Raw genomic sequence first — 23,410 nt, 5'->3', positions numbered from 1 at the left:
ATGAGGGACACAGGGATGGCTCGACGCTGGTTGGCGATTCTGGTTTTCACTCTGCTCGGTGCGACGGCCCTGGCACAGGAGGCGCCGCCGACGGTCATTCATCTGGCCAGCGAAGATTGGGAAGACTACACCGCAGCCGACGGCCACGGCCTGGGCTGGGACGTTCTGCGCAAGGTGTTCGAACCTGCCGGCGTGACCCTGGACATCCGCACCGTGCCGTACACCCGCTCGGTGGGGCTGGTGCAGTTGAAGGAAGTCGACGCGCTGGTCGGTTCCTATCGCGGGGAAGCCGAACAAGTGCTGTATCCGCGCTGGAACTTCGATTCCGATCACATCTACGCACTGGGCCTGGCCAGTAATCCGGCACCGACCGAGGCCACCCTCGACAAGTACCGGCTGGCCTGGGTGCGAGGTTATCGTTATGAGACCTACCTGCCGAACGTCAAGCGCTACAACCAGATCGAACGTCGTACGGGAATCCTGTCGATGCTCAAGCAGGGGCGGGCGGATTACTACATCGACGCGCTGACGGAAATCGAAGCGGTGGTGAGAAATGCTGCCGATCCTTCGCAATACCGTTACTCGCATCTGGCGGAGTTGCCCCTTTACCTTGGTTTCGCCGACACCCCTCAGGCCCGTGCACTGATGTCGATCTACGACCAGCGCATGGATCAACTGGTGAAAAGCGGCGAATTGAAGCCCATCTTCGAACGCTGGAAACAGCCGTATCCGTTCGAGCGAGGGCAATGAAGGCAGGCCTGCCATCAAACTTTTTGATCGTTATGGCCGATAATTCAGCCTAAGCGTCTGCAGGAACCTGCTGTTACAATGCCGCCCAGCGAATCTCGGACTTTTTAGATCAGGAGCACACCGGTGCCTGTCGTTTTTGTCGCCGCTTCCAAGCTGCCAACGCCTTTTGCGCAATTCACCATGCACGGTTTTCTCGATGAAGCCACTGGCCGCGAGCACGTCGTGCTGAGCCTGGGTGAGATTGCCGACGGTGCCCCGGTACTCGGCCGTTTGCACTCCGAATGCCTGACCGGCGATGCCTTGTTCAGCCAGCGTTGTGACTGCGGCTCGCAACTGGAGGCCGCCCTCAAGGCGATCGCCCGTGAAGGCCGTGGCGTGTTGCTGTACCTGCGTCAGGAAGGTCGTGGCATCGGTCTTTTGAACAAGATCCGCGCCTACGAATTGCAGGACGGCGGTGCCGATACCGTTGAAGCCAACGAGCGTCTGGGCTTTGCCGCCGACCAGCGTGACTACGCCATGTGCCTGCCGATGCTGGAGCATCTGGGCGTGAAGTCCCTGCGGCTGATGACCAACAACCCGCGCAAGGTCAAAGCCTTGACCGACATGGGCATCGTCGTCGCCGAGCGCGTGCCGCTGCACACCGGCCATAACCCGCACAACAAACTCTATCTGGCGACCAAGGCCAGCAAGCTCGACCACATGATGGGCAACGAACATCAGGGCGAGGTAGACCGGGCGTGACCCGAGGTCAGGTGCGCCGCCGCCTGTCGGTCGCCTGGTGGAAATACCTGGCGCTGGCATTGGTGCCGCTGTTCGTGCTTAACGCCGTGTTCGGCGAGAGCGAAGCGATCATGCCGGTGTTGGCGATGCCGTTGTTCATTGCCGGTGTGGCCTCGATGTTTGTCAGTCTGAAGTTTTTCGGCCGCTACAAACATGCGCTGATCGCCACACAAAAAGCACTCGATACGCCGGATGAACCCGCTGCCTGGATCGCTCTCGCGGCTCGTCGGCGCACGGCGTTTCTGGCGGCGGGATTACCGGCATGGATCGGCGCACTGGCAGTGTTCGTCGGCCTCGAAGCGGTGCCGTTGATGCTGCTGGCGCTGTCCACGGCGGTGCTGTTCTACCTCTACCGTATCCCGCGTCAACTCGGTTGATGCGCCGTCTCTGGCTGGCGGTTCTGCTGCTGGCCGTCAGCAGCGAAACCCTGGCCGCCCTGCGAGTGGTCAGCCTCGCGCCATCCCTGTCTGAAATTGTCGTGGAGCTGAATTCGGCCGACTTGCTGGTGGGCGTGCTGGATGCCGGTGACCGGCCACCTGCGATCAAGGATCTCCCTTCTGTGGGCCGTTATGGCCAGCTCGACATGGAGCGGCTGCTCAGCCTCAAGCCTGACTTGTTGCTGTTATGGCCTGGCAGTGTCGGCCCGGCCCAGCGCGATCAGCTCAAGCGCCTGAACATCCCGACCTTCGTTGCCGAACCCCACAGTCTCGAACAGCTGACCGCGCAGATTGAGGCCATCGCGACACAGCTTGGTCGTCCTGAGCGTGGGATCGAGCGAGCCAGAGAGTTGCGGCAAAACCTCGATGAGCTGCGCCAGCGCTACCGCCGTGAAGCGCCGCTGCGGGTGTTCTATCAGGTCTGGGACAAGCCGTTGTACACCGTCGGCGGCGGGCAGATCATCAGCGATGCGCTTGAAGTGTGCGGCGCACGCAATGTGTTCGGCGACCTGAGCCTGCCGGCGCCGCAGGTGAGCATCGAAGCGGTTTTACAGCGTGATCCCGAAGTGATTCTGGCCAGCGATCAGTCGCAACTGGATGCGTGGAATACCTGGCCGCAGGTGGCAGCGGTCAAGCAAAGGCAGTTGCTGCTGGTCACCGACAAAGGTCTGGAACGCCCGAGCGGGCAGATGATCGAGGCGACCGCCAAGCTCTGCCAGTTGATCGCGCCAGACCGCTGAGACCGAGGTGAATTCTTCGCGAGCAAGCCCGCTCCCACATTTGGAATGCGTTCCTCCTGTGGGAGCGGGCTTGCTCGCGAAGAGGCCAGTCAATGCAGCGCAAATTCTGGATCAGAGTTGCGGCGTCCAGGTCACGCCGAACATGAATGCCCGACCTTCCTCGCGATAGCCATACTGACTGCCGTCATGGCTGTACAGCGCCCGGCTGTAACCCTTGTCCAGCAGGTTATCCACTTTGAAGTCCAGCTTGATCTCACGGTTCAGCGCCCAGCTGCTGCGCAGTCCGAGCAGCGCATAACCACCCAATGGTTGTTGATTGTTCAGGTCGTCATAGCTGCTGCTGACGGCCTGCCAACTGGCGCCGAGGCCGAGGCGATCGAATTGCCGATCCAGATCCCAGCTCAAGGTACGCCGGGCACGCCGCGCCAGGGTGTGGCCGGTGTCGCGGTCGCGGGGATCGATGATTGCCACGCCGAGATTGCTTTGCCAGCCCAGCAGCTCCTGTTTCAGGGCGGCTTCGAAGCCGTTGATCCGTGCCGAAGCGACGTTTTCCGGGCGTGAGTTGCTGCCGAAGATGATCGCGTCTTCCAGATCGGTCCGATACAGCGAGGCTTCGAGACGGCTACTGTCGCTCAACTGGCTGCGCCATTGCAGCTCGTAGCTTTTCGACGTTTCCGGTTTCAGGTCGGGGTTGCTGAAGTCTGGGTAGTACAGATCGTTGAAGGTCGGCGCGCGGAAGCCTTCGCTGTAGCTGAGCAACAGATCGTTGTCCGGATTGACCGGCAACGTCAGCGTGCCGCTCCAGCTGTTCTGGCCGCCGAACTGCTGGTTGTCGTCGCGACGCAGGCCCAGTTCGGTGGAGAAACTGTCGGCCTGGAAGCGATGCTGGATGAACGCGGCGCGATTCCAGCGGCTGTCTTCATCGAACGCGGTGCTGCTGTTGATTCGGTCTTCGTACCAGTCGCCGCCAAGGATCAGGCTGTTGCGCGCATCCAGCGTCAGGTCGTTCTGCCAGGTCACCGAGTCGCGGTACGTGTTGAACACCGAGCGTTCGTCGCTGAGCTTGTCGAAGGACTTCTCGCGGTTTTCGCTGTGGCCGAGTTCCAGGCGCGACTTCCAGCGCTCGTTGACCCGCGCATCAATGTAGCTGCTGAAACTGCTGACGGTGAAATCGCTGTAAGGCTGCTGCTGGAGGGAGTCGAAGGTCACCGGGTCGAAGCGGCCGAACGGGTTGTCGAACTCGCTTTTGCCACGGTTATCCAGCAGGTTGGCGCCGACTTCGATGTCATCGGTCAGCGCATGGCTGAGGCTCAGGCTGATGGATTTGTTGCGGTAGGCATCATGATCGCTGTCGCTGGGATACGACTCGTGGGTGCGGTCGATCCCGGCGGTTTCATCGAGGCTGGCGCCGAGGTTGAAGCGGGTTTTCTCATCGCCACCGGACAGACCGACACTTCGCTCCCAGGTCTGGTTGCTGCCGAAACCCACGTGCATTCGAGGCTGCAAACCTTGTTCGCCGCCGCGCCGGGTGAAGATCTGAATCACCCCGCCAATGGCATCACTGCCGTAGATCACCGAGCGCGAACCGCGCAGCACTTCGACGCGTTCGATCTGCTCGATGTTCAGGTGTTGCAGGTTGCTGTCGCCGGAGGTGGAGTTGCCGATGCGCTGGCCGTCGACCAGCACCAGACTTTGCGCCGACTGTGTGCCGCGAATGTAGATTCCCGGCAGACTGCCGCGTCCGCCGGTTTGCGCCACTTGCACGCCCGGGTACCCGTTGCAGCAGGTCGGTAACGCTGCGCGGTTGCAGGCGCTCAATGTCTTCGCGGGTGAACACGGTGTTGGCGGCGCTGCTGTCGTTGCGTGCTTCTACCTGGCGGTTGGCGCTGATCAGCATGTCCGGCAGCTTCAGGGCCTGGTCACGTTCGAAGGTGTCGGCGAGGGCGTTGGCGGAGGGCAGCAGCAAGAAGGGCAGGGCGAGGCGCGAGAGGTTCATCGGCATTCCGTAGGTCTTTCAGGTGTACACAAATCAAATGTGGGAGCGGGCTTGCTCGCGAAGGCGGTGTGTCAGTCAACTCATTGTCGACTGGTCCGACGCCTTCGCGAGCAAGCCCGCTCCCACATGGGGTTTTGCGTTTATCCAGCGAGTCAGCGGTTAAGCAGGTCCAGGCGCTCACGCACCGCCGCTTCGATCCCGGCCGCATCCAGCCCGCACTCGGCCAGCATCTGCGCCGGCTTGGCGTGCTCGACGTAAACGTCCGGCAAGCCCAGGTGCAGCACTGATTTGAGGATGTTTTCACGGGCGAGGAATTCGCTGACCGCGCCGCCGGCGCCGCCCATGATCGCGTTCTCCTCGATGGTCACCAGCAGGTCGTGGCTGGCGGCCACTTCACGCACCAACGCTTCGTCCATCGGTTTGACGAAACGCATGTCGACCACGGTGGCGTCCAGCGTTTCAGCGACAATCAGCGCTTCGGCCAGCTGCACGCCGAACACCAGCAGGGCGACCTTGCCGCCCTGACGACGAATCACACCCTTGCCGATCTCGATCGGTTCGAGGTTTTTCTCGATGGTTGCGTTCGGGCCGGTGCCGCGCGGGTAACGCACCGCCGCCGGGCCGTTGTACAGGTGACCGGTGGTGAGCATCTTGCGCAGTTCGTTTTCATCGCTCGGGGTCATGATGACCATGCCCGGGATGCAGCGCAGATAAGACAGGTCGAAGCTGCCGGCGTGGGTCGGGCCGTCTTCGCCCACCAGACCGGCGCGGTCGATGGCGAACAGCACGTCGAGGTTCTGCACCGCGACGTCATGCACCAACTGGTCGTAACCGCGCTGCAGGAACGTCGAGTAGATCGCCACCACCGGTTTGGCGCCTTCGCAGGCCATGCCGGCCGCAAGGGTCACGGCGTGCTGCTCGGCAATCGCCACGTCGAAATAGCGCAGCGGGAAGCGTTCGCTGAACGCCACCAGATCCGAACCTTCCTTCATCGCCGGGGTGATGCCCACCAGGCGCGGGTCGGCAGCGGCCATGTCGCACAGCCATTCACCGAATACGCCGGAGTACTTCGGCCCGCCGGCCTTCTTCGGCGCGGCGGCCGGGGCGTCCAGCGGCTCCAGCTTGGTGATGGCGTGGTAACCGATCGGGTCGACTTCCGCCGGGGCGAAGCCTTTGCCTTTCTTGGTGACGATGTGCAGGAACTGCGGACCTTTCAGATCGCGCATGTTGCGCAGGGTGGCGATCAGGGTCGGCAGGTCGTGGCCGTCGATCGGGCCGATGTAGTTCCAGCCCAGCTCTTCGAACAGGGTGCCGGGAACCAGCATGCCTTTGGCATATTCTTCGGTACGACGGGCAATTTCCCAGGCGCCAGGCAGGCGCGACAGCACTTTTTTGCTGCCTTCGCGCATGCTCGCGTAGGTGCGGCTGGAAAGGATCTTCGCCAGATAGTTCGACAGACCGCCGACGTTGCGCGAGATCGACATGTCGTTGTCGTTGAGGATCACCAGCATGTTGGCGTCCACTTCCGGCGCATGGTTCAGCGCTTCGAAGGCCATGCCGGCGGTCAGCGCGCCGTCACCGATCACGGCAATCGCCTTGCGATCACTGTTCTGCAGGCGGGCGGCGATGGCCATGCCCAGCGCGGCACTGATCGAGGTGCTGGAGTGGCCGACGCCAAAGGTGTCGTACTCGCTCTCGGAGCGGCGCGGGAAAGCGGCGATGCCGTCCTTCTGGCGCAGGGTTTCCATGCGCTCGCGACGACCGGTGAGGATCTTGTGCGGATAGGCCTGATGACCGACGTCCCACACCAGCCGGTCGTCCGGGGTGTCGAAGACGTAGTGCAACGCGATGGTCAGCTCGATGACGCCCAGGCCGGCACCGAAATGCCCGCCGGTCTGGCCGACCGTGTAGAGCAATTCCAGGCGCAACTCATCAGCCAGGGTTTCCAGCTCGGCTTCGCCTAACCGGCGCAGGCCGTCCGGCGTGTTAGCGCGGTCGAGCAGGGGCGTGGTCGGGCGCTTGCGGGGAATCTCATGAAACGTCGTGGGCATCAGGCGAATCGTTATAGGTATAAAAGATGCGGCAGTTTACCTGATGCATCGTCCCCTGCCCACGCGTTGGGCTTTTTTGGCTGATTAGCCTTTAGTTGCGCCGGTCGACGATATACCGGGCCAGATCGCGCAATGGCTCGGCGGCCGCGTCAAACGGTCGCAGCGCGTGCAGGGCCTGATCGCGCAGTTCCAGGGCATAGGCCTTGGCGGCGTCGAGGCCGAGCAGGGCCGGATAGGTCGGCTTGTCGCGGGCGATGTCGGCGCCCTGGCGTTTGCCGAGGGTTTCGGTATCGCTTTCGACGTCGAGGATGTCGTCCTGCACCTGGAATGCCAGGCCAATGGCCTGTGCATAACTTTGCAGAGCCTTGAGTTCATCCTTCTCGGCGCGGCCGCTGGCCAGGGCGCCGAGCTTGACGCTGACCTCGATCAGCGCGCCAGTCTTGTGCCGGTGCATCTGTTCGAGGGCTTTCTGATCGAGCTTGAGGCCGACCGAACCGAGGTCGATGGCCTGACCGCCGACCATGCCGGCCGGGCCCGCCGCGTGCGCCAGCGCCGTGACCTGTTGCAGGCGGATGTCCGCGCTCAGGTCGCTCAGGCGCGGGTCGAGCAGGGCGCTAAAGGCCAGGCTCTGCAAGCCGTCGCCGGCCAGAATCGCGCAGGCTTCGTCGAATTTCTTGTGAGTAGTCGGCTGGCCGCGACGCAAATCGTCGTCGTCCATCGCCGGCAAATCGTCGTGTACCAGCGAGTAAGCGTGGATCAGCTCAACTGCGCAGGCCGCACCGTTGGCCTGCCCGGCCTTGCCGCCGAGGGCTTCGCATGCGGCGTAGGCCAGCAGCGGGCGCACGCGTTTGCCGCCGTTCATCACGCTGTAGCGCATGGCTTCATAGAGGCGCGCCAGTTCCGGCAGCGGGGCATTGAACAGGGTTTCCAGTGCCGCGTTGACCCGCGCCTGGCTGGTGGCCGAATACGCTGCAATCATTCTGGCTGATCCGCGTCGAAGGGTTCCTCGGCGAGTTCGCCATCGCGCTCCAGCAACACCTGGACCTTTTGCTCGGCCTGGGCCAGCGCCGCCTGGCAGTCACGGGTCAGGCCGATGCCCTGCTCGAAAGCGGTCAGCGAGTCTTCCAGCGACAATTCACCGTTCTCCAGACGCTCGACCAGTGTTTGCAGGTCGGCGAGGGACTGTTCGAAATCCAGTGCAGCTTTTTTGCGGGCCATGGCGGCTAATTCCGGTTGACGTTAAACCGGCGCGACACTAGCAGATAGGGGGGGTATGGGCAAATGAGCGGGGTGTCTTGGCCGTTTCATCATGGTGTCGAGACCAGTCTTGTCTGACCCGAAGGTTATTCGGCTCATGTTGTGAGCCGAATAAGTCCGCTATTCGGCTCACGCCCAGTCAATGTGCGTGATTCCCACCGCAAATCCAGATGTATCCGATTGTTAAAAAACTGCCGAATCGCTAACCTTCGCGCCTTCTACGACCCGACAGTCACGGGTCTTTCAGACGAAACGCAGTATCGCCCACTGTGAAGCGCCGAGGATCGGGTGCAAGGTTTCGTCAGGCATGGCAGGAGGCATCACATGCGTTCACTTCTTTTGCTGCTGATCGGCTTGGCCTGCGCGCCCGCGCTGCTGGCGGCGCCGAGCGCGGAGCTGTCGGAGCCGGTGGGCGGCTGGCGCTATCACGGGCTGCTCGATCGCACGGAAAACCCGCAGGTCGCCTATCCCACACCTCCCATCGATCGCGGCATCCAGCGCAATCGCACGATGATTCAGGGCCAGCTCAAGGCAATCGGGCATCTGCGCCCGCCCCACAGCCTGGCGGTGAATGGCAATCCACTGAATCTGTACACCGACGACCAGGGCCGTTTCGCCCGGCCGTACGCGTTCGGCGCCGGTTCCAACAGCGTCGAGGTGATCAGTGCCGACGGCCAGTCGCTCAAGCGCGTTCAATTCTACGAAGCCAATAACCTGCGCACGCCGGCGCGGATCCGCGTGGTGCTCGGCTGGGATGACCCTAAAGCCGAACTCGACCTGCACGTCATTACGCCTGACGGCCAGCACGCCTTCTGGGCGCGACCGGCGATGAGCAACGGCGGCGGGCTCGATCCGGACGGTGTCGATGGTCCCGGCCCGGAAATGTTCACCATGACCGCGCCGCTGCATGGCACCTATCTGGTTTACGTCAACTATTGGGGCAACTTCGGTAACGGCGGCTATAACTTCGAGGAGACCAGCAACCAGAACGAGGTCATCACCTCGCAGATAACGCTGGTGCTCAACGAAAACACTGTCGACGAAAAACGCGAAACGTTCATCGTGCCCCTGCGGGCCATCGGTGATCTGTTGCTGGTCAAGACTTTCAACTATTAAGCATCCCGCACCACGGATGAACTGCCGAGCTTTGGGAACATGAGCGAGAAGATGAGCGAAAACACTGAGACCCCGGCGACCGCCGCACCCACCGCCAAACCTTCCCGGCGCTGGCCGTTGCTGGTGGCCGGGCTGTGCCTGGTGGCCGGCGTGGCGGGCGGGCTCGGCTGGCTGATGCACAAGCCCAAGCTACCGGCGGCGGCACTGGCCAGCGACAAACTCGGTCTGAGCCGCCCGGATGCGCTGCTGGAGACCCGCTCCCTGAGCCAGTTGCCCAAGGACCTGCTGACGGTGCCGTTCCTCAAGGCCACGCTCACCGAGGATTTCGTCTTCTATTACGAAACCCACGCCGACCGCCTCGGGTTGATCGGCAGTCTGCGGCGGATCATCTACGAGCATGACTTGAAGCTGCAGGACAGCCTGATCGAGCAACTCTTCGATCAACCGGCAGACGTAGCGTTGTGGCGCGGCGCCGATGGTCGGCTGAAGGATTTCCTGCTGGTGATGGATCGCGGCGGTCTGGCCAAGCTGCTGGAGCCGCTTGCGAAAGTCGCCCTGGATGATTCGCAACTGAGCGTGTTAAGCACCCTGAAAGTCGGCGGTGACGAAGTGCCGCTGTATCAGCTGACCTACAACGCCAGCAAATCCCTGTTGTTTGCTTCCCGTGGCGACAAACTGGTGGTGTTGTCCAACCCGAGCAAGTTCTACGACCCGGAAAGTGGCGCTTCCGAGGAATCCAGCCACGTTTCGCCGCAAGCGCTGGCGGCTTTGCTCAACGGCGAAAAACTGTTCCCCGAGGCATTCGGGCTCACGGCCAAGACACCTGAAACCAAGCAGCGTCTGTCAGTCAATTCCAGCGTCCTGGCCATGGGTTACCAGCGTTTCATCCCGAATTTCGCCGGTCTGCGTTTCGACATGGACGACAAGGGCTGGCACAGCTTCCTGGCCATGGATGAGCTGGAGAACCAGCCGGACTTCGATTTCAAACCGGTCTGGCAAGCCATGCCGCTGGGCGCCAGTGCCTGCGTGACTCTGCCGGTCGCTGCCGAGCCGCAGAAACCGTTGCTGGTGAAACTCGGCGCCGAAGAAGCGGTGGCGCAGAAACTCACCGAACACGTGGCCGGCGCGGCGGGCCTGTGCTGGTACGCCGATTCGCGGCTGTACACGCCGTTGCTGGTGGCCAGTCTGAACGACGAAGACAACGGCAAACTCGACGCAGATATCGGCACGCTGTTCGATTCGATGGTCGGCGCCTACGAAGGCAAGGTCGACGAACACGCGTTCCCGGTGGTCGAGAAACAGGAAGGCCAGAGCCATCTCTGGCAGCGTCAGGTCAGTTCCAACTTCGGCCCGTATGCGGCCAAGGATGCCGAGAACCCGGATGCGATCACCGGCCGTGCGTTCATGAAAGTCAGCCTGGCGCGCCATGGTTCGACGCTGCTGTTTTCCCTCGACGACAAACTGGTGGACAAGGCCCTCGGCACCCTCGACAAGCGCTTCCCGCCGATGGCCGATGTATTGCCCAAAGATGTGCTGATGCCGATTTACTTCGGCCCGGATTCGATGGCGCAACTGATGCAGCAGGAAACCCTCGACAGCCTGCCGCAGGACATGGAGCCGGTGTTCTACAACGCCGCGCAAACCTACCTGATCCCGAAACTGCGCACCCTCGGCGGCATGGGCAAATACGCCCTGACCCTGCCGGAAGGCAGCGAGCCTGAAGGTCACTGGCAATGGCTGCCGCTGGAGTGGAAAGCGCTGTGACTGGATTGATCCGCAGTCTCGGCCTGTTGGCGCTGTTACTCAGCGCCAGCGCCCGAGCCGTTGAGACTCCGGCCCTGGACCCTGCGCAATCCCAGGTCTTTCGTGCCTGGTTCGTGCGCATCGCTCAGGAGCAGTTGAGCAAAGGCCCGAGCCCGCGCTGGTATCAGCAGGACTGCGCGGGGCTGGTGCGTTTCGCCGCCAACGAAGCGCTGAAAGTGCACGACGACAAATGGCTGCGCAGCAATGGCGTGTCCAACCGCTATCTGCCGCCGGAGCTCGACCTGAGCGCCGATCAGCGCAAGCTCGCCCAGCAATGGCAGCAGGGCGGCGGCAAGATCGGGCCCTACGTCAACGCGATCAAACTGATTCAGTTCAACAGCCACCTGATCGGCCGCGACGTGTCCCAGGCACGGCCCGGCGATCTGATGTTTTTCGATCAGGGCGACGACCAGCACCTGATGATCTGGATGGGCCGCTACATCGCCTATCACACTGGCACGACCACCCCAACCGACAACGGCATGCGATCGGCAAGCCTGCAGCAACTCATGACATGGAAGGACACCCGATGGATACCCGACGCAGCCAACCCCAACTTCATCGGCGTCTATCGACTGAACTTTCTCTCCCAATGACCGGTGCCCGCATGCTGCGTTTACTGCCTTTTCTGTTGCTGTCAGTCCTGCCGTTTTCGGCCGTGAATGCCGAAGACACCGTGGAGCCAAGCGGCTACACACCGGTCTCCGGTGAGAGCTTTTTCCTGCTGGCCGACAGCAGTTTCGCCGCCGACGAACAGGCGGTGGTGCGCCTTGAAGCGCCGGGCCGTGATTACCGTCGTTTCCGCATGGAACCGTACGGCGGCGCCGACATCCGCGTGTACAAGATCGACAAGCCGCTGGACTTCCTCAAGCGCCAGAAGAACCTGCACCGCGTGGTCAGCGACGGCCAGTTCAAGGGCGAAGGCCTGTCCAACACCCTCGCGTACCTGTGGGACAACTGGTACCGCAAATCCCGTCGGGTGATGCAGCGTGCGTTCTCTTACGAGTCGCGTCAGCAAGTCACCGAGGAAGTGCCGGAGCTGAAGATGGGCAATGCCATCGCCGCGCCGACGCCGTACGACGCGCAACCGCAGTTCGCCCTGATTCCGGGCCTGCCGGTGGTCAGTCAGTTTCGCTATCCGCTGTGGCAGGCCAAACCGATCCAGCCACCGACCGGGGTCAATCTGGCCGGGTCTTCCAGCGAGTTCGTCAGCGTCGCGCCGGGTAACGTCTACATCCCGTTGGGCAATCTGAAACCGGGTCTTTATCTGGTCGAAGCGCTGATCGGCAAGTACCGCGCGACCACCATGGTTTTCGTTTCCAACACCGTCGCGGTAAGCAAGATTGCCGGTGATGAATTGCTGGTGTGGGCCGCGCGCAAACACGAAGGCAGCTCGGTGCCGAAGGTCAATGTGCTGTGGACCGACGGCCTCGGCGTGATGAGCAGCGGCGCCACCGACACCGATGGTCTGCTGCGCCTGAAACACGTCAGCCCGGAGCGTTCGTTCGTCATCGGCGAGGACGAAGAGGGCGGGGTGTTCGTCTCGGAAAACTTCTATTACGACAGCGAAATCTACGACACCAAACTCTACGCCTTCACTGACCGGCCGCTGTATCGCCCGGGTGATTGGGTGTCGCTGAAAATCGTTGGCCGTGAATTCAAGAATGCTCGGGATTCAGTGTTGCCGGGCGCGGCGGACGTCAATGTCAGCGTGCTCGATGCCACCGGCACCGAGTTGCAGCGGCTCGACCTGAAACTCGACTCCAAGGCCGGCACCCAGGGCCGTTTCCAGTTGCCGGACAACGCGGTGGCCGGCGGTTACGAGCTGCGTTTCAATTACAAGGATCAGGCCTACAGCAGCGCGTTCCGGGTGGCGGAGTACATCAAGCCGCACTTCGAAATCTCGCTGAATCTGGCCAAGCAGGATTACCGAACCGGCGAACCGGTGAAGGGCAGCCTGGTGTTGCTGTACCCGGACGGCAAACCGGTGGCCAACGCCAAGCTGACCCTGAGCCTGCGCGCCCAGCAACTGTCGATGGTCGACAACGAGCTGCAATACCTCGGGCAATTCCCGGTGGAACTGACCAGCACCGAACTGACCACCGACAGCAAGGGCAACGCGACCCTCGACCTGCCGGCCGCCGAAAAGCCTAGCCGCTACATGCTCATCGTGTTTGCCAGCGATGGCGCGGCGTATCGGGTCAAGACCACCAAGGAAATCCTCATCGACCGCGGCGCTGCCAGCTTCCGTCTGACCGCGCCGCAGCGTTTCAGCGCGGTCGGTGACAAGGTCGCGTTCAGCTACGCCAACGAGGGTGGCAGCCAACAGGCGCAGGCCGTGGTGCCGAGCAGCTACAGCTGGGTGCGTCTGGAAGACCAGACCACCGGCGAGGGCAAGCTGGCGGCGAAAGACAAAGGCTTCAGCGTGGCGTTCGATCGTCCGGGGACCTACAACCTGTCGTTGAAGGATCAGCACGGTCGAGTGCTGGGTGCGACCGGTCATTCGGTCACCGGCGACGGCGTCAAGGCAGTGCCGGGCACCGTGGAAATTGTCCTCGACAAACCCGAGTACAAGGCCGGCGACGAAGCGCTGGCGCTGATCACATTCCCGGAGCCAGTCAGCGATGCACTGCTGTCGCTGGAGCGCGACAAGGTCGAAGCCACCGCGCTGCTGGCCAAGGGTGGCGACTGGCTGAAACTGGAGAAACTCAGCGACACCCAATACCGCGCACGCATCCCGGTGAAGGACAACTTCGCGCCGAACCTGACGTTCTCGGTGCTCTACACCAAGGGCGGTCAGTACAGCTTCCAGAACGCCGGGATCAAGGTCGTCGCGCCGCAGATCGATGTGGCGATCAAGACCGACAAAGAGACGTATCAGCCGGGCGATACCGTGACGGTCGACCTGACCACGCAGTTCGCCGGCAAGGCTGTGCCGGCGCACCTGACGGTCAGCGTGGTCGATGAAATGGTCTACGCGCTGCAACCGGAAGTCGCGCCGACCATCGACCAGTTCTTCTACCACCCGCGCCGCAACAACGTGCGCACCAGCGCCAGCCTGTCGTTCATCAGCTACGACGTGGCGTTGCCGGGCAGCCCTGGCGCACCGGGCAAGGCCAACCGCAGCGAGCGTGGGGTGAAAGTGCTGGAGCGGCCGCGTCGCGAAGACGTCGACACCGCTGCGTGGCAGCCTGAATTGCTGACCGACGCCGACGGCAAGACCCGTTTCACCTTCAAGATGCCGGACTCACTGACCCGCTGGCGCATCACCGCGCGGGCGATTGCCGATGACGGTCAGGTCGGGCAGAAGAAGCAGTTCGTGCGCTCGGAGAAACCGCTGTACCTGAAGTGGAGCGGGCCGAGCAAATTCCGCAAGGGTGACCAGCCGCAACTTGGCGTGTTCGCCTTCAGCCAGGCCGAGAAACCGGTCAAGGCCGAGCTGGTGACGCACTACGCCGGCGCCGAACAGCGTCTGCCGGTGACCCTCAACAACGGCATCAACTACCTGCCGCTGCCGGCCTTCGCATTGGCCACCGGCGAATGGATCGCCGAGCTGGTGCAGGACGGCAAAACCGCCGACGCCCTCGCGGTGCGCCTGACCGCGACCGGCGAAGGCTGGCAAGTGACGCAGACCCAGAGCCTCGACGTGGCCAGCGGCGACACGCCGTTGAGCCTGCCGGCAGACGCCACCGACATTCGCCTGCGTCTGGATGACAGCCCGCAAGCGTTGTTCCGTTCGGCCCTCGACGATCTGCTCAGCTATCCGTACGGGGGTGTCGAGCAGACCGCCAGCCGTTTGCTGCCGTTGAGCATCGCTTATCCGTCGCTGGCGTCGAGCCCGCAGATCCGCGACCGCTTGCGCCTGATCATGCAGAACAGCCGTCTGCGGCTGGTGCAGATGGCCGGGCCGTCGGCGAGCTTCACCTGGTGGGGCTTCGACGGCGAACCGGATGCGTTCCTCACCGCTTACGCCTACTACGCCGACTGGAACGCCAGCCAGGTGTTGGATCTGACCCTGCCGCCGGAGCATTGGCAGCGGGTGCTGGAGGTTTACGCCAAGCAAGCGCCGAACACGCCGTTGCTGCAACGGGCGCTGATCCTGTCGTTCGCCAAACAGATGCACTTGCCGGTCAACACGCTGCTCAGCGGCTTGATGGACGATCTGGCGAAGGCTGGTGAAGGCAATGCCGAAACCCTGATGGACGACGGCGAAGACAGTCTGGTGATGAGCGACCCGGATTCGGCGCTCGGTCTGGCGGCGGCGCGGGCCTTGACCGCATCGCTGGCGACCCAGTCGAAAGTTGCTCTGCCGGACGCGTTCAATCGTCAGCTGGGCGCTGCGCAACAGCGCTTGTCCGTCAGTTCGCAGCCGTTTGCCGAAGCGCTGAACCTGTCGCTGCAACCGTTCGATCAGGCTCGTGCGAACGCGCTGCTGCAACGCCTGTTGCCGCAGCAATCGACCCTCGAACGTGCGCTGGCGCTGACCTGGCTGCAACGCAGCATCGCCCAGGCCTCGCCGACCATCGCGCTGGCACCGGGCGAAGGCTGGAAGAAAAACTACGGCGCGACCGGTGAGATGTACTGGACGTGGCAGGGTGCTGCGCCGGTACCGAGCGTGTTGACGGTGTCGGGCACTCAGGAGCGTCCGCTGCGAGCGGCGCTGAGCTTCCAGACCCAGCAGCCGGCGGTCGATCCGATGGCGGTGACCATCACTCGGCGCCTGTCGCGTCTGGTACCGGGTGACGAAGCCTTCACCTTCAAACTGGAGCCGGTCGGTACTAAACCACTGTCCAGCGACAGCCTGTACCTGGACGAAGTGATCCTCACCAGCAAGGCACCGAAACCGCTGCGCTACGGCATGCTCGAAGTGCCGCTGCCGCCGGGCGCGGATGTCGAGCGAACTACGTGGGGCATCAAGTTGCAGGGCAAGGACGGCACCGAGCCGACCGCGCTGGAGAAGGCGCGGTTCGAACCGGGCCAACTGGCCTACGCGGTGCCGGTGGATGCGCTGAGCGGTGAATTGCGTCTGCGCCATCTGGTGCGCTTCTCGCAGAAGGGCCAGTTCAATCTGCCGCCAGTGCGCTTCACTCAGGTCTACGCGCCGCAGCATCAGGCCCGGGAAGCGAAAGCGGCCCTCGGTCAGGTCACGGTCAACTGACATGACCCGGCCGCTGGTGTGGCTGCTGATGTGTGTGATTCCTGCGCTGGCGACGGCGCAGGATGAGCCGTTGCGCGTGGCCTACAAGGGCGAACTGCTATCGCTGAACACCACGCAACTGACCGCTCGCGAGCCGCTGCCTTCGTCTCTGGATACGCCGCTGGGCAGTCTGTGGAAGGTGTTCGTTTACGCGTGGCTGGTGGATACCGGCGCTCGCGAGCCGGCTTATGAATGTCGCGGGGAGTCGAAGGAAGAGGTTTATTGCTGCGCAGCGGGCGGCAAGATCGAGCGTGATCAGGCGCTGGTGAAATCGTGCGGATTGTATTTTGAGCCGGTGCGGTTGGGCATAACCGCTGGCGATTGGAGAACCTATTGGCAGGCGCGACAGGCGCCGTCGTGGTTGCTGGATTTGCCATCGGTGCAACCGGCTACTCGGGTTTCCGTGGCTGACTTGCTGAAGGTTTTGGCGTGGCTGCCGGCCCAGGATCAGATGCGTCGTGTGCTGCTCGACGTAGTGCTGAACGCGTCGGACGGCAATGTCGTCGGTGAACTCGGCGGGCGCCTGCGGGTGAAAACCTGGAGCTGGCTCGGCGATCAGGACCCTCAATCACGCCAGGGCGGATTCGCCGGCTGGACGGCGGACGGCTCGCCGATCTGGGCCGGTGGCCGGGGTACCAGTCAGATGGTGTTGCGGCATTACGGTTCGGCGTTGGCGACGATGTTGCCTGCTTCCTGGCCGGCGGACGGCGGGCGATGTGTCGAGGTGGGTCTGTTTTCGCGTTATCCCGTTACCCGGGTTCTGGCCGGTGATCGGGCGGTGACTTCGGGCCCGTTGCAGGGCGATTACCGCGTCGAATTCGCCAACGGCAATGCGCTGGATATCCACAGCGACGGCGAGTTGTTTCTGCTCAACGACAAACTTGTGGCTCGGCTCGATCGTGAAGAGTACGTCGCCCGAGTGCTGGAGCGTGAAGCCAAACCGGAACCAGCCGAAGCGGCTAAAGCATTGGCCGTGGCGATCCGCACGTATCTGCTGCAAAACGCCACGCGCAATGGCGAATGTTTGAGCATCGATGACAGCAGCACCCGCCAGCGTGTCGCCCCGCGTCCTGCTTCTGCCGAATCGCGCAGCATCACCGCCTGGACGGCGGATCTGGTATTGGCCGGCAGCACCGTCACCTATCACTCCGATCAACCCGGGCCCGACAAACTCGCCTGGCAACAGGCCGTCGAGCAAGCCAATGCCGGCCAGCGTTACGACGCTATTTTGCTGCACGCCTATCCGCGCGCGAGCCTCAGTCGCTGGGACAACCCGGTGGCGTCCTGTGAAGCGCTGCCCGCCGCGCAAGACTGGCTGCAAAAGCAACGTCGCGGCTGGCGTCCGACGCTTGAAAGCGAAACCGGTTACAACGAAGTCAGCACTTTCGCCGTCTGCAAACTCGCCTTCGGCCGCCCCTTCGTCGACCGAGAACGCCAGCGCATCTACGTGCGCGGCGTGCTGTCCTTGCAGGACCGCCTCGACCTGACTCACGAATACCTGCACCTGGCCTTTGAAGCTCATCCCAATGGCCAGGATGAAACCTATATCGAAGGGCTCGCCCGTCACCTTTTGCTGGAATAGACCATGACACTCCGTTATCCACAGGTCTTGCTGTTGCTCTGCGTATTTGCCGCTGCTTTGCCGGTGATTGCCGCTGACGGCGTCAAACTCGACACCCCGGTCGGTGGCTGGCGCACCGGCGCGGCCGAAGGCGAGGGTGAAAGTTTCCGCCAGACCGTCAACTACCCGGCCTCCTCGGTCAACACCCCGGTCGGTCAGGCCAACACCGCCCGCATCAGCGGCGAAATCAAAGCCACCCCGAAAAACAAAGAGCCCGGCCGCCTGATCGTCAACGGCGTCAGCATGCCGCTGAAAATCGACGACAGCGGCCGCTTCGACCGCCCGTTCTCGTTTCCCAACGGCAGCAACAGCGTCGAAGTCCGCAGCCCGGACGGCCAGCAACGCCATCGCACCCAATTCCTCAACGCCAGCGGCGGCGCCACCCCGGCCAAACTGCGCGTGCTGCTGTCCTGGGACAGCGACGGCACCGACCTTGACCTGCACCTGATCACGCCTGACGGTGCGCACATCTGGTACGGCGACCGCGTCGCCCCCAATGGTGCGGCTTTGGACGTCGACGTGACCACCGGCTACGGCCCGGAAATCTTCGCCATGCCGGCGCCGATCAAGGGGCAGTATCTGGTGTATGTGAACTACTTTGGTGGTGGCTATCGCGGGGATTATGAGGGAGGGGATGAGGCGGTGCAGCCGTTGACCACAGCGCAGGTGACGGTGATTACGGAGGAGGGGACGCCTAGCGAGAAGATGGAGACTTTCATCGTGCCGATGCGGGCGGTGGGGGAGTTGACGTTGGTGAAGTCGTTCAGTTATCCGTGAGGGTAATTGGGCAGCAGGTTGCTGCCCAATTTCAGAATTGATCCTGATGATTAACTGGCTCAGGGTTGGGACGACAGTCGATCCTGTGCAGTGTCATAAGCCGCCTCTCGCTCCCTCTTTCCGATAGCGACTACGAACACCACAATTTCGTGATCAATCACCTGATAAATCAGGCGATATCCAGCACTTTTCAGCTTCACCTTGTAGCAATCTGGCAGCTCGCGAAGCCTGTTGGCTTCTATGCGAGGATTCTTGAGAACCTCGGCGAGTTTCTTTTTGAACTGCTCGCGAATCGTATCGCCCAGCTTGTTCCATTCCTTCAATGCACGACGATCAAACTCGAGGTCATAGGTCATCCAGACTTACCTTGACTCGCTGAGGAGCGGCAAGACGTTCAGTGACCACGGCGATAAGCGCTTCATCTTCTTCGCTAATCAATGCCGCTTTGAATGGTAGTTTGCCCCGGTCCGCGACGTATTGAAGCGTTTGGCGCAGAAGCTCTGAGGGCGTCAGCCCGAGCTTTTCCAGCTCTGCGAAGGCGCGCTGTTTCAGTTCGTCGTCGATACGAATGTTGATGGATGCCATGATGAGTTACCTGTAATGACGTTTGTCTTTACGGTACTAGCGCGTTTGGTATCCGGCAAGCGGCGATTCAGATTTCGGACGGTAGGTTTGGCTTTTCAGCAGGCATTAAAAAGCCGGCTTGTGGCCGGCTTCTCGGGGACTGGCTTGGTTTATTTTTGGTAAACCGCGCCAGCCTTCAAAACGTACATCCGGATCTTGCGTCCGGCTGTGGGACTTGGTCAGACAGTGGTCTGCCGCGTCAGGCGTCATCTGGGCCGCTTGGCGGGTCGATGCGCGAATGTGGGGCGCAGGATACTGAGTTTTGTTGGGGATGCCCAGTCTCAAGTGCGTAATAGAGCGATTTGTGCGGCAGGACGCAGGAATTTGTACCGTGTATCCGGGCCTCTTCGTCGGATCGCCGCCCGGACCAAGCCCGCTCTCACCCGGTTCTGTGCAGGGGCACAGAGTGATGGAGGGTCAGAGAAACGGCACCACCGGCCGCCGCTTGTTCAGTGTCGACCACCAGAATACCCACCCCAGCACATGAATCCTCTGCTCCTCGATCTGCGCCGCGCGGAAGATCTCGTCCGGGTATTCGGCGCTGTTGTGGCTGCGCAGACGCAATGCGTTGCCGGGCATGCGGTGCAGGTATTTGATGCGCAGCATGCCGTCGTGTTCGATGGCGTAGATTTCGCCGTCCACCACCTGGGTGAGGCTGCGGTCGATGGCGAGGGTGGAGCCGTCTTCGATTTTCTCCGCCATGCTGTTGCCGATCATGTGGGTGCAGATGGCGTCGGTGGGGTGGATGTTCAGGGTTTCGAGGTGGCTGCGGGGCAGGCGGACGGTTTGCTCCGGGTCCTTGATGACGTGGGTCTTGCCGGAGCCGGCAGTCGTGGGCGCTTCCTTGTAGAGCGGTAGTGCGATGTCGTTGGATTCGAGCACCGTGTAGACGCCACTGATGGCTTGGGTATCGAACGTCTGACCCGGATCTGTGTGCAACCGCGGGGCTTCTTTCGGGCCTTCGCCGGTCTTCAGCCATTGGCTGTTGACGGACAGCAGGCGCGAGACCTCTTCCATGCGGTACGCGGGTACGCCCCGGGTGTACCAGTTATGAACGTTTTGGGCTTCCGTGCCCCAGAACTTTGCGAATCCCGTGGTGGTGATGTTCGCAGCTTCCAGGAGTGCCTTGAATCTTGGACCACTAGTGTTCTTTCTCATAAACACGAGTCTAAGGCCGGCCCAGAGCGGTTTGAATAAACCTTGCGTTCAAAATCGAGGCAAATTTTGCGACGAGATGTAAGGCGTTCTTGTGGGAAATTACACACGCTAAAACTTTTCTGTAGGCCGCCATAAACAAGCTGTTTAGGCCCTTGCCGCCCAGGCACAAAAAACCCCGGATCAACCGGGGTTTTCTTCAAGCGTGTCGCAGGTCGCGAGGCTTAGCCTTTGTACGCAGCAACCGACTTGGTGATCGCGGCGCGGGCGGCGTCTGCGCCGTCCCAGCCTTCGATTTTCACCCATTTGCCTTTTTCGAGATCCTTGTAGTTCGCGAAGAAGTGCTCGATCTGCTGGATCAGCAGAGCTGGAAGGTCGGTGTATTCCTTCACGTCCACGTACAGCTGGGACAGCTTGTCGTGTGGAACGGCGATGACTTTGGCATCGCCGCCGCCGTCGTCGGTCATGTTCAGGATGCCGACCGGACGCGCGCGGATCACCGAGCCTGGCGCCACCGGGTAAGGGGTTACGACCAGCACGTCCAGGGGATCACCGTCGTCAGCCAGGGTGTTCGGGATGTAACCGTAGTTGGCCGGGTAGAACATCGGGGTGGCCATGAAACGGTCAACGAACAGGCAATCGCTGTCTTTGTCGATTTCGTATTTGATCGGCGCGTGGTTGGCCGGGATCTCGATCGCGACGTAGATGTCGTTCGGCAGGTCTTTGCCAGCCGGAATCTTGCTGTAGCTCATTGGGCGTTGCCCCCGTTAGTAGACCAAAACACTTGGCCGGATTGACCAAAAAGTGGCGGCGATTATAGGCATATTCCACCCGCGATGCCATGCACCGAAGGTCGTCCAGGCCTTACTCGTGTGCCTGATAGACCGGGTCCGTGGCCTGAAGTTGCTTCAGTCGTGCCAGGGGATCCTGTCGGTAGAAAAGCTGCAGCTGCGCATACACCTGTGGATAAGCCTCCTGCAGCAGATCCGGGGCGCTGAAAAAGTACTCGCTGGTGACGGCGAAGAACTCGGCCGGGTTCTCGGCGGCATACGGGTCGATGGCGGTTTCGGCGTCGGGATGGCGGTCGAGCTGGCGATTGAGGTCGTCGTACGCCGCCTGCATCACTTGGGCCCAGTCTTTTACCCGCATGTCGGCGTGCAGCGGTGGCAGGCCGTTGGCGTCACCGTTGAGCATGTCGAGTTTGTGCGCCAGTTCGTGGATCACCAGGTTGTAACCTTCCCAGCCACCACTGGCCATCACTCCGGGCCAGGCAAGGATGATCGGCCCTTGTTGCCAGGCTTCACCGCTGTGTTCGCCGTCCCACTCATGCTCGACGCCACTGGCATCGCGATGACGCTGGGGGCTGAGGAAGTCGTCGGGGTACAGAATGATTTCGTGGAAGCCCTGATACCAGTTCAAATCGCCAAGGTGCAGCAGCGGCAATTGCGCCTGAGCGGCGAGCAGCAGGCGTTGCTCCTGATGCAGCTCGACGCCGGGCAGGGCAGTCAGGTGCTTGTCTTCGAGAAACAGTACGCAGGCTTCGCGCAGCCACTGATCTTCCGCGGCGCTGATGCCGTCAAGGAAGCTCAAGTGGTGATGCACCCGCTGCCACATGTCATCGGCAATCGGATGCTTCGCCAGAGTGCGCCGGCGTCGCCAGGCGCTCAGTGACCACATCGAATTAGTGCGATTGGGCTTTGGCGCCGCCGAGACGGCTGCGCAACATGCCAATGATCATCGGCACCAGCGACAGCAGGATGATGCCGACCACCAGCAGCGACAGGTTCTTCTTGATGAACGGCACGTTGCCGAAGAAGTAACCCAGCGTTACGAGACCGCCGACCCACAGGACGGTACCGAACACGCTGAAGCCGAAGAAGCGCGGGTAAGGCATCTTCGCGACACCGGCGACGAACGGGGCAAAGGTGCGGATGATCGGCAGGAAGCGCGCCAGGGTCACGGTTTTGCCGCCGTGCTTGTCATAGAAGTCGTGCGTCTGTTGCAGATAGTCGCGACGGAAGATCTTCGAATTCGGATTGCTGAACAGCTTCTCGCCGGCGGTTCGTCCGATCACGTAGTTGGTGCTGTCTCCGAGGATTGCCGCCAGCATCAACAGACCGGCCAGCAGTACCGGGTCCATGCCGCCGCCTGCAGCGACCGCCCCGGCGATGAACAGCAACGAATCACCCGGCAGGAACGGTGTGACCACCAGGCCGGTTTCGCAAAAAATGACCAGAAACAGGATGGCGTAGATCCAGGTCCCATAGTTGTTCACCAGCATGTCGAGGTAGACGTCGAGATGCAGGATGATATCGATCGGGTTGAAATCCATGTGGGCACCTGTGGTGATGGCCCGACTCGGCAGGCCTGTGCGGATGATTCGGTGTAAGCCTACAAGCGGTTGTAGTTTTTCTTACAAGCCGGAAAGCACAGGATTATACGATCTGACAGGTGAAAAGCGCGTTGGTTTTGTAGCGGGGCGTTTCGAGGGCGGAGTGAGGTGCAGGCCTTTGTGGCGAGGGTGTTGCACCTTCTTCACAAAGGCCTGCATCCACACTGTTAGAAAAAATCAGAGTTCTTCGCTGATCGGCAGCACGTAGTTCTTGAACTCGGTGTCTTCCTTGAATCCGATGGATTCGTAGGTTTTTTGCGCCACTTCGTTGTCGCTGCTGGTGGAAACGCGCATGCGCACAGCCTGGGTTTCCTTGGCCATGCGCTTGGCGGTGCGGATCAGGTTGTCGGCGACCAGTTGACGGCGGGCATCTTCGGCGACGTAGATGTCATTGAGGATCCACACCCGCTTGAGCGACAGTGAGGAAAAGCTCGGGTAGAGCTGGCAGAAACCCATCAGCTTCTTGTCGTCGTCATCGGCCAAGGCCAGGTAAATCACCGATTCCTTGCGCCGCAGGCGTTTTTCGAGGAATGCCCGGGACGAGTCCGGATAGGGCAGGGAACCGTAGAACTCGCGATATTTGACGAACAGCGGGGCCAGCAGGTCCAGGTGTTCGAGGGTCGCTTGAATAATCCGCATGATAGGTCTCGTCTTCAAGTGGCTGTCTTCAACTGCTCTGACGGCGATGGGAAACCCGGGCGGCCGTGCATCGAT

Annotated in this window: 20 protein-coding genes and 1 pseudogene; 10 read left to right on the top strand and 11 right to left on the bottom strand. The window is 61.8% G+C overall.

The features are described from left to right. Positions 1–15: 15 nt before the first annotated feature. From C6Y56_RS25390 to C6Y56_RS25375, 4 genes are all read left to right on the top strand, one after another. On the top strand, positions 16–750 hold the full coding sequence (locus C6Y56_RS25390) for a substrate-binding periplasmic protein (protein ID WP_169432099.1): 735 nt from the start codon (positions 16–18) through the stop codon (positions 748–750). A 123-nt stretch (positions 751–873) separates the two neighbouring features. Continuing rightward, a complete protein-coding gene (gene ribA / locus C6Y56_RS25385) occupies positions 874–1,491 on the top strand; it encodes a GTP cyclohydrolase II (protein ID WP_169432098.1) in 618 nt (205 codons plus the stop codon). Next, on the top strand, positions 1,488–1,907 hold the full coding sequence (locus C6Y56_RS25380) for an MFS transporter (RefSeq protein ID WP_114885795.1): 420 nt from the start codon (positions 1,488–1,490) through the stop codon (positions 1,905–1,907). Before ribA ends, C6Y56_RS25380 begins: the two co-directional genes overlap by 4 nt. Then, positions 1,907–2,707, top strand: coding sequence for a cobalamin-binding protein (locus C6Y56_RS25375; RefSeq protein ID WP_169432097.1), 801 nt, complete (start codon positions 1,907–1,909; stop codon positions 2,705–2,707). Before C6Y56_RS25380 ends, C6Y56_RS25375 begins: the two co-directional genes overlap by 1 nt. 111 nt (positions 2,708–2,818) lie before the next feature. Here C6Y56_RS25375 and C6Y56_RS25370 read toward each other — a convergent pair. From C6Y56_RS25370 to C6Y56_RS25355, 4 genes and pseudogenes are all read right to left on the bottom strand, one after another. Then, positions 2,819–4,703 (bottom strand): annotated as a pseudogene (locus C6Y56_RS25370) (TonB-dependent receptor domain-containing protein). Positions 4,704–4,855: 152 nt separating this feature from the next. After that, positions 4,856–6,754 carry a 1-deoxy-D-xylulose-5-phosphate synthase gene (gene dxs / locus C6Y56_RS25365; protein ID WP_169432096.1) on the bottom strand — a complete coding sequence of 633 codons (1,899 nt, stop codon included), beginning with the start codon at positions 6,752–6,754 and terminating at the stop codon, positions 4,856–4,858. 91 nt (positions 6,755–6,845) lie between these two features. Then, complete coding sequence (gene ispA, locus C6Y56_RS25360; RefSeq protein WP_169432095.1) at positions 6,846–7,733, bottom strand: (2E,6E)-farnesyl diphosphate synthase; 888 nt, start codon at positions 7,731–7,733, stop codon at positions 6,846–6,848. Continuing rightward, complete coding sequence (locus C6Y56_RS25355; RefSeq protein ID WP_007894317.1) at positions 7,730–7,972, bottom strand: exodeoxyribonuclease VII small subunit; 243 nt, start codon at positions 7,970–7,972, stop codon at positions 7,730–7,732. The genes ispA and C6Y56_RS25355 overlap by 4 nt, the downstream gene beginning before the upstream one ends. Positions 7,973–8,335: 363 nt before the next feature. Here C6Y56_RS25355 and C6Y56_RS25350 point away from each other — a divergent pair, with 363 nt between their 5' ends. From C6Y56_RS25350 to C6Y56_RS25325, 6 genes are read left to right on the top strand one after another with little or no spacing between them, the layout of a single operon-like run. Continuing rightward, entirely contained in the window at positions 8,336–9,127 is a 792-nt protein-coding gene (locus C6Y56_RS25350) for a YfaP family protein (RefSeq protein ID WP_039771904.1), read from the top strand. A gap of 51 nt (positions 9,128–9,178) precedes the next feature. After that, positions 9,179–10,891: a DUF2138 domain-containing protein gene (locus C6Y56_RS25345; protein ID WP_169432094.1), complete on the top strand. Its 1,713-nt coding sequence runs from the start codon at positions 9,179–9,181 to the stop codon at positions 10,889–10,891. Continuing rightward, entirely contained in the window at positions 10,861–11,526 is a 666-nt protein-coding gene (locus tag C6Y56_RS25340; RefSeq protein ID WP_169432093.1) for a DUF1175 domain-containing protein, read from the top strand. The genes C6Y56_RS25345 and C6Y56_RS25340 overlap by 31 nt, the downstream gene beginning before the upstream one ends. Beyond that, the gene (locus C6Y56_RS25335) at positions 11,523–16,088 is read left to right on the top strand and encodes an alpha-2-macroglobulin family protein (RefSeq protein ID WP_169432092.1); all 4,566 of its coding nucleotides are present in this window, start codon (positions 11,523–11,525) and stop codon (positions 16,086–16,088) included. The genes C6Y56_RS25340 and C6Y56_RS25335 overlap by 4 nt, the downstream gene beginning before the upstream one ends. 1 nt (position 16,089) lies before the next feature. Then, a complete protein-coding gene (locus C6Y56_RS25330; protein ID WP_169432091.1) occupies positions 16,090–17,709 on the top strand; it encodes a DUF2300 domain-containing protein in 1,620 nt (539 codons plus the stop codon). A gap of 3 nt (positions 17,710–17,712) precedes the next feature. Continuing rightward, the gene (locus C6Y56_RS25325; RefSeq protein ID WP_169432090.1) at positions 17,713–18,525 is read left to right on the top strand and encodes a YfaP family protein; all 813 of its coding nucleotides are present in this window, start codon (positions 17,713–17,715) and stop codon (positions 18,523–18,525) included. A 59-nt stretch (positions 18,526–18,584) separates the two neighbouring features. Here the strand turns inward: C6Y56_RS25325 and C6Y56_RS25320 are convergent, their stop codons facing one another. From C6Y56_RS25320 to C6Y56_RS25290, 7 genes are all read right to left on the bottom strand, one after another. Further along, positions 18,585–18,881, bottom strand: a complete 297-nt coding sequence (locus C6Y56_RS25320) for a type II toxin-antitoxin system RelE family toxin (protein WP_169432089.1) — start codon at positions 18,879–18,881, stop codon at positions 18,585–18,587. Further along, positions 18,871–19,110 (bottom strand): type II toxin-antitoxin system RelB/DinJ family antitoxin, encoded by a 240-nt coding sequence (locus tag C6Y56_RS25315; RefSeq protein ID WP_085732973.1) that lies wholly within the window; start codon positions 19,108–19,110, stop codon positions 18,871–18,873. Before C6Y56_RS25315 ends, C6Y56_RS25320 begins: the two co-directional genes overlap by 11 nt. 456 nt (positions 19,111–19,566) lie before the next feature. Continuing rightward, on the bottom strand, positions 19,567–20,307 hold the full coding sequence (locus C6Y56_RS25310; RefSeq protein WP_169432088.1) for a S24 family peptidase: 741 nt from the start codon (positions 20,305–20,307) through the stop codon (positions 19,567–19,569). A gap of 221 nt (positions 20,308–20,528) precedes the next feature. Then, complete coding sequence (gene ppa, locus C6Y56_RS25305; protein WP_007933577.1) at positions 20,529–21,056, bottom strand: inorganic diphosphatase; 528 nt, start codon at positions 21,054–21,056, stop codon at positions 20,529–20,531. 112 nt (positions 21,057–21,168) lie between these two features. Continuing rightward, positions 21,169–21,981 (bottom strand): zinc-dependent peptidase, encoded by an 813-nt coding sequence (locus C6Y56_RS25300; protein ID WP_169432087.1) that lies wholly within the window; start codon positions 21,979–21,981, stop codon positions 21,169–21,171. Between the two features lie 4 nt (positions 21,982–21,985). After that, positions 21,986–22,636 carry a DedA family protein gene (locus tag C6Y56_RS25295; protein WP_169432086.1) on the bottom strand — a complete coding sequence of 217 codons (651 nt, stop codon included), beginning with the start codon at positions 22,634–22,636 and terminating at the stop codon, positions 21,986–21,988. Positions 22,637–22,873: 237 nt separating this feature from the next. Then, positions 22,874–23,335 carry a GNAT family N-acetyltransferase gene (locus C6Y56_RS25290; protein ID WP_169432085.1) on the bottom strand — a complete coding sequence of 154 codons (462 nt, stop codon included), beginning with the start codon at positions 23,333–23,335 and terminating at the stop codon, positions 22,874–22,876. Positions 23,336–23,410 lie beyond the last annotated feature (75 nt).

Source organism: Pseudomonas fluorescens (assembly GCF_012974785.1).
Lineage (GTDB): Bacteria > Pseudomonadota > Gammaproteobacteria > Pseudomonadales > Pseudomonadaceae > Aquipseudomonas > Aquipseudomonas fluorescens_BT.
The sequence above is the reverse complement of the archived record's forward strand: the minus strand, read 5'-3'. Positions and strand labels throughout refer to the sequence as shown.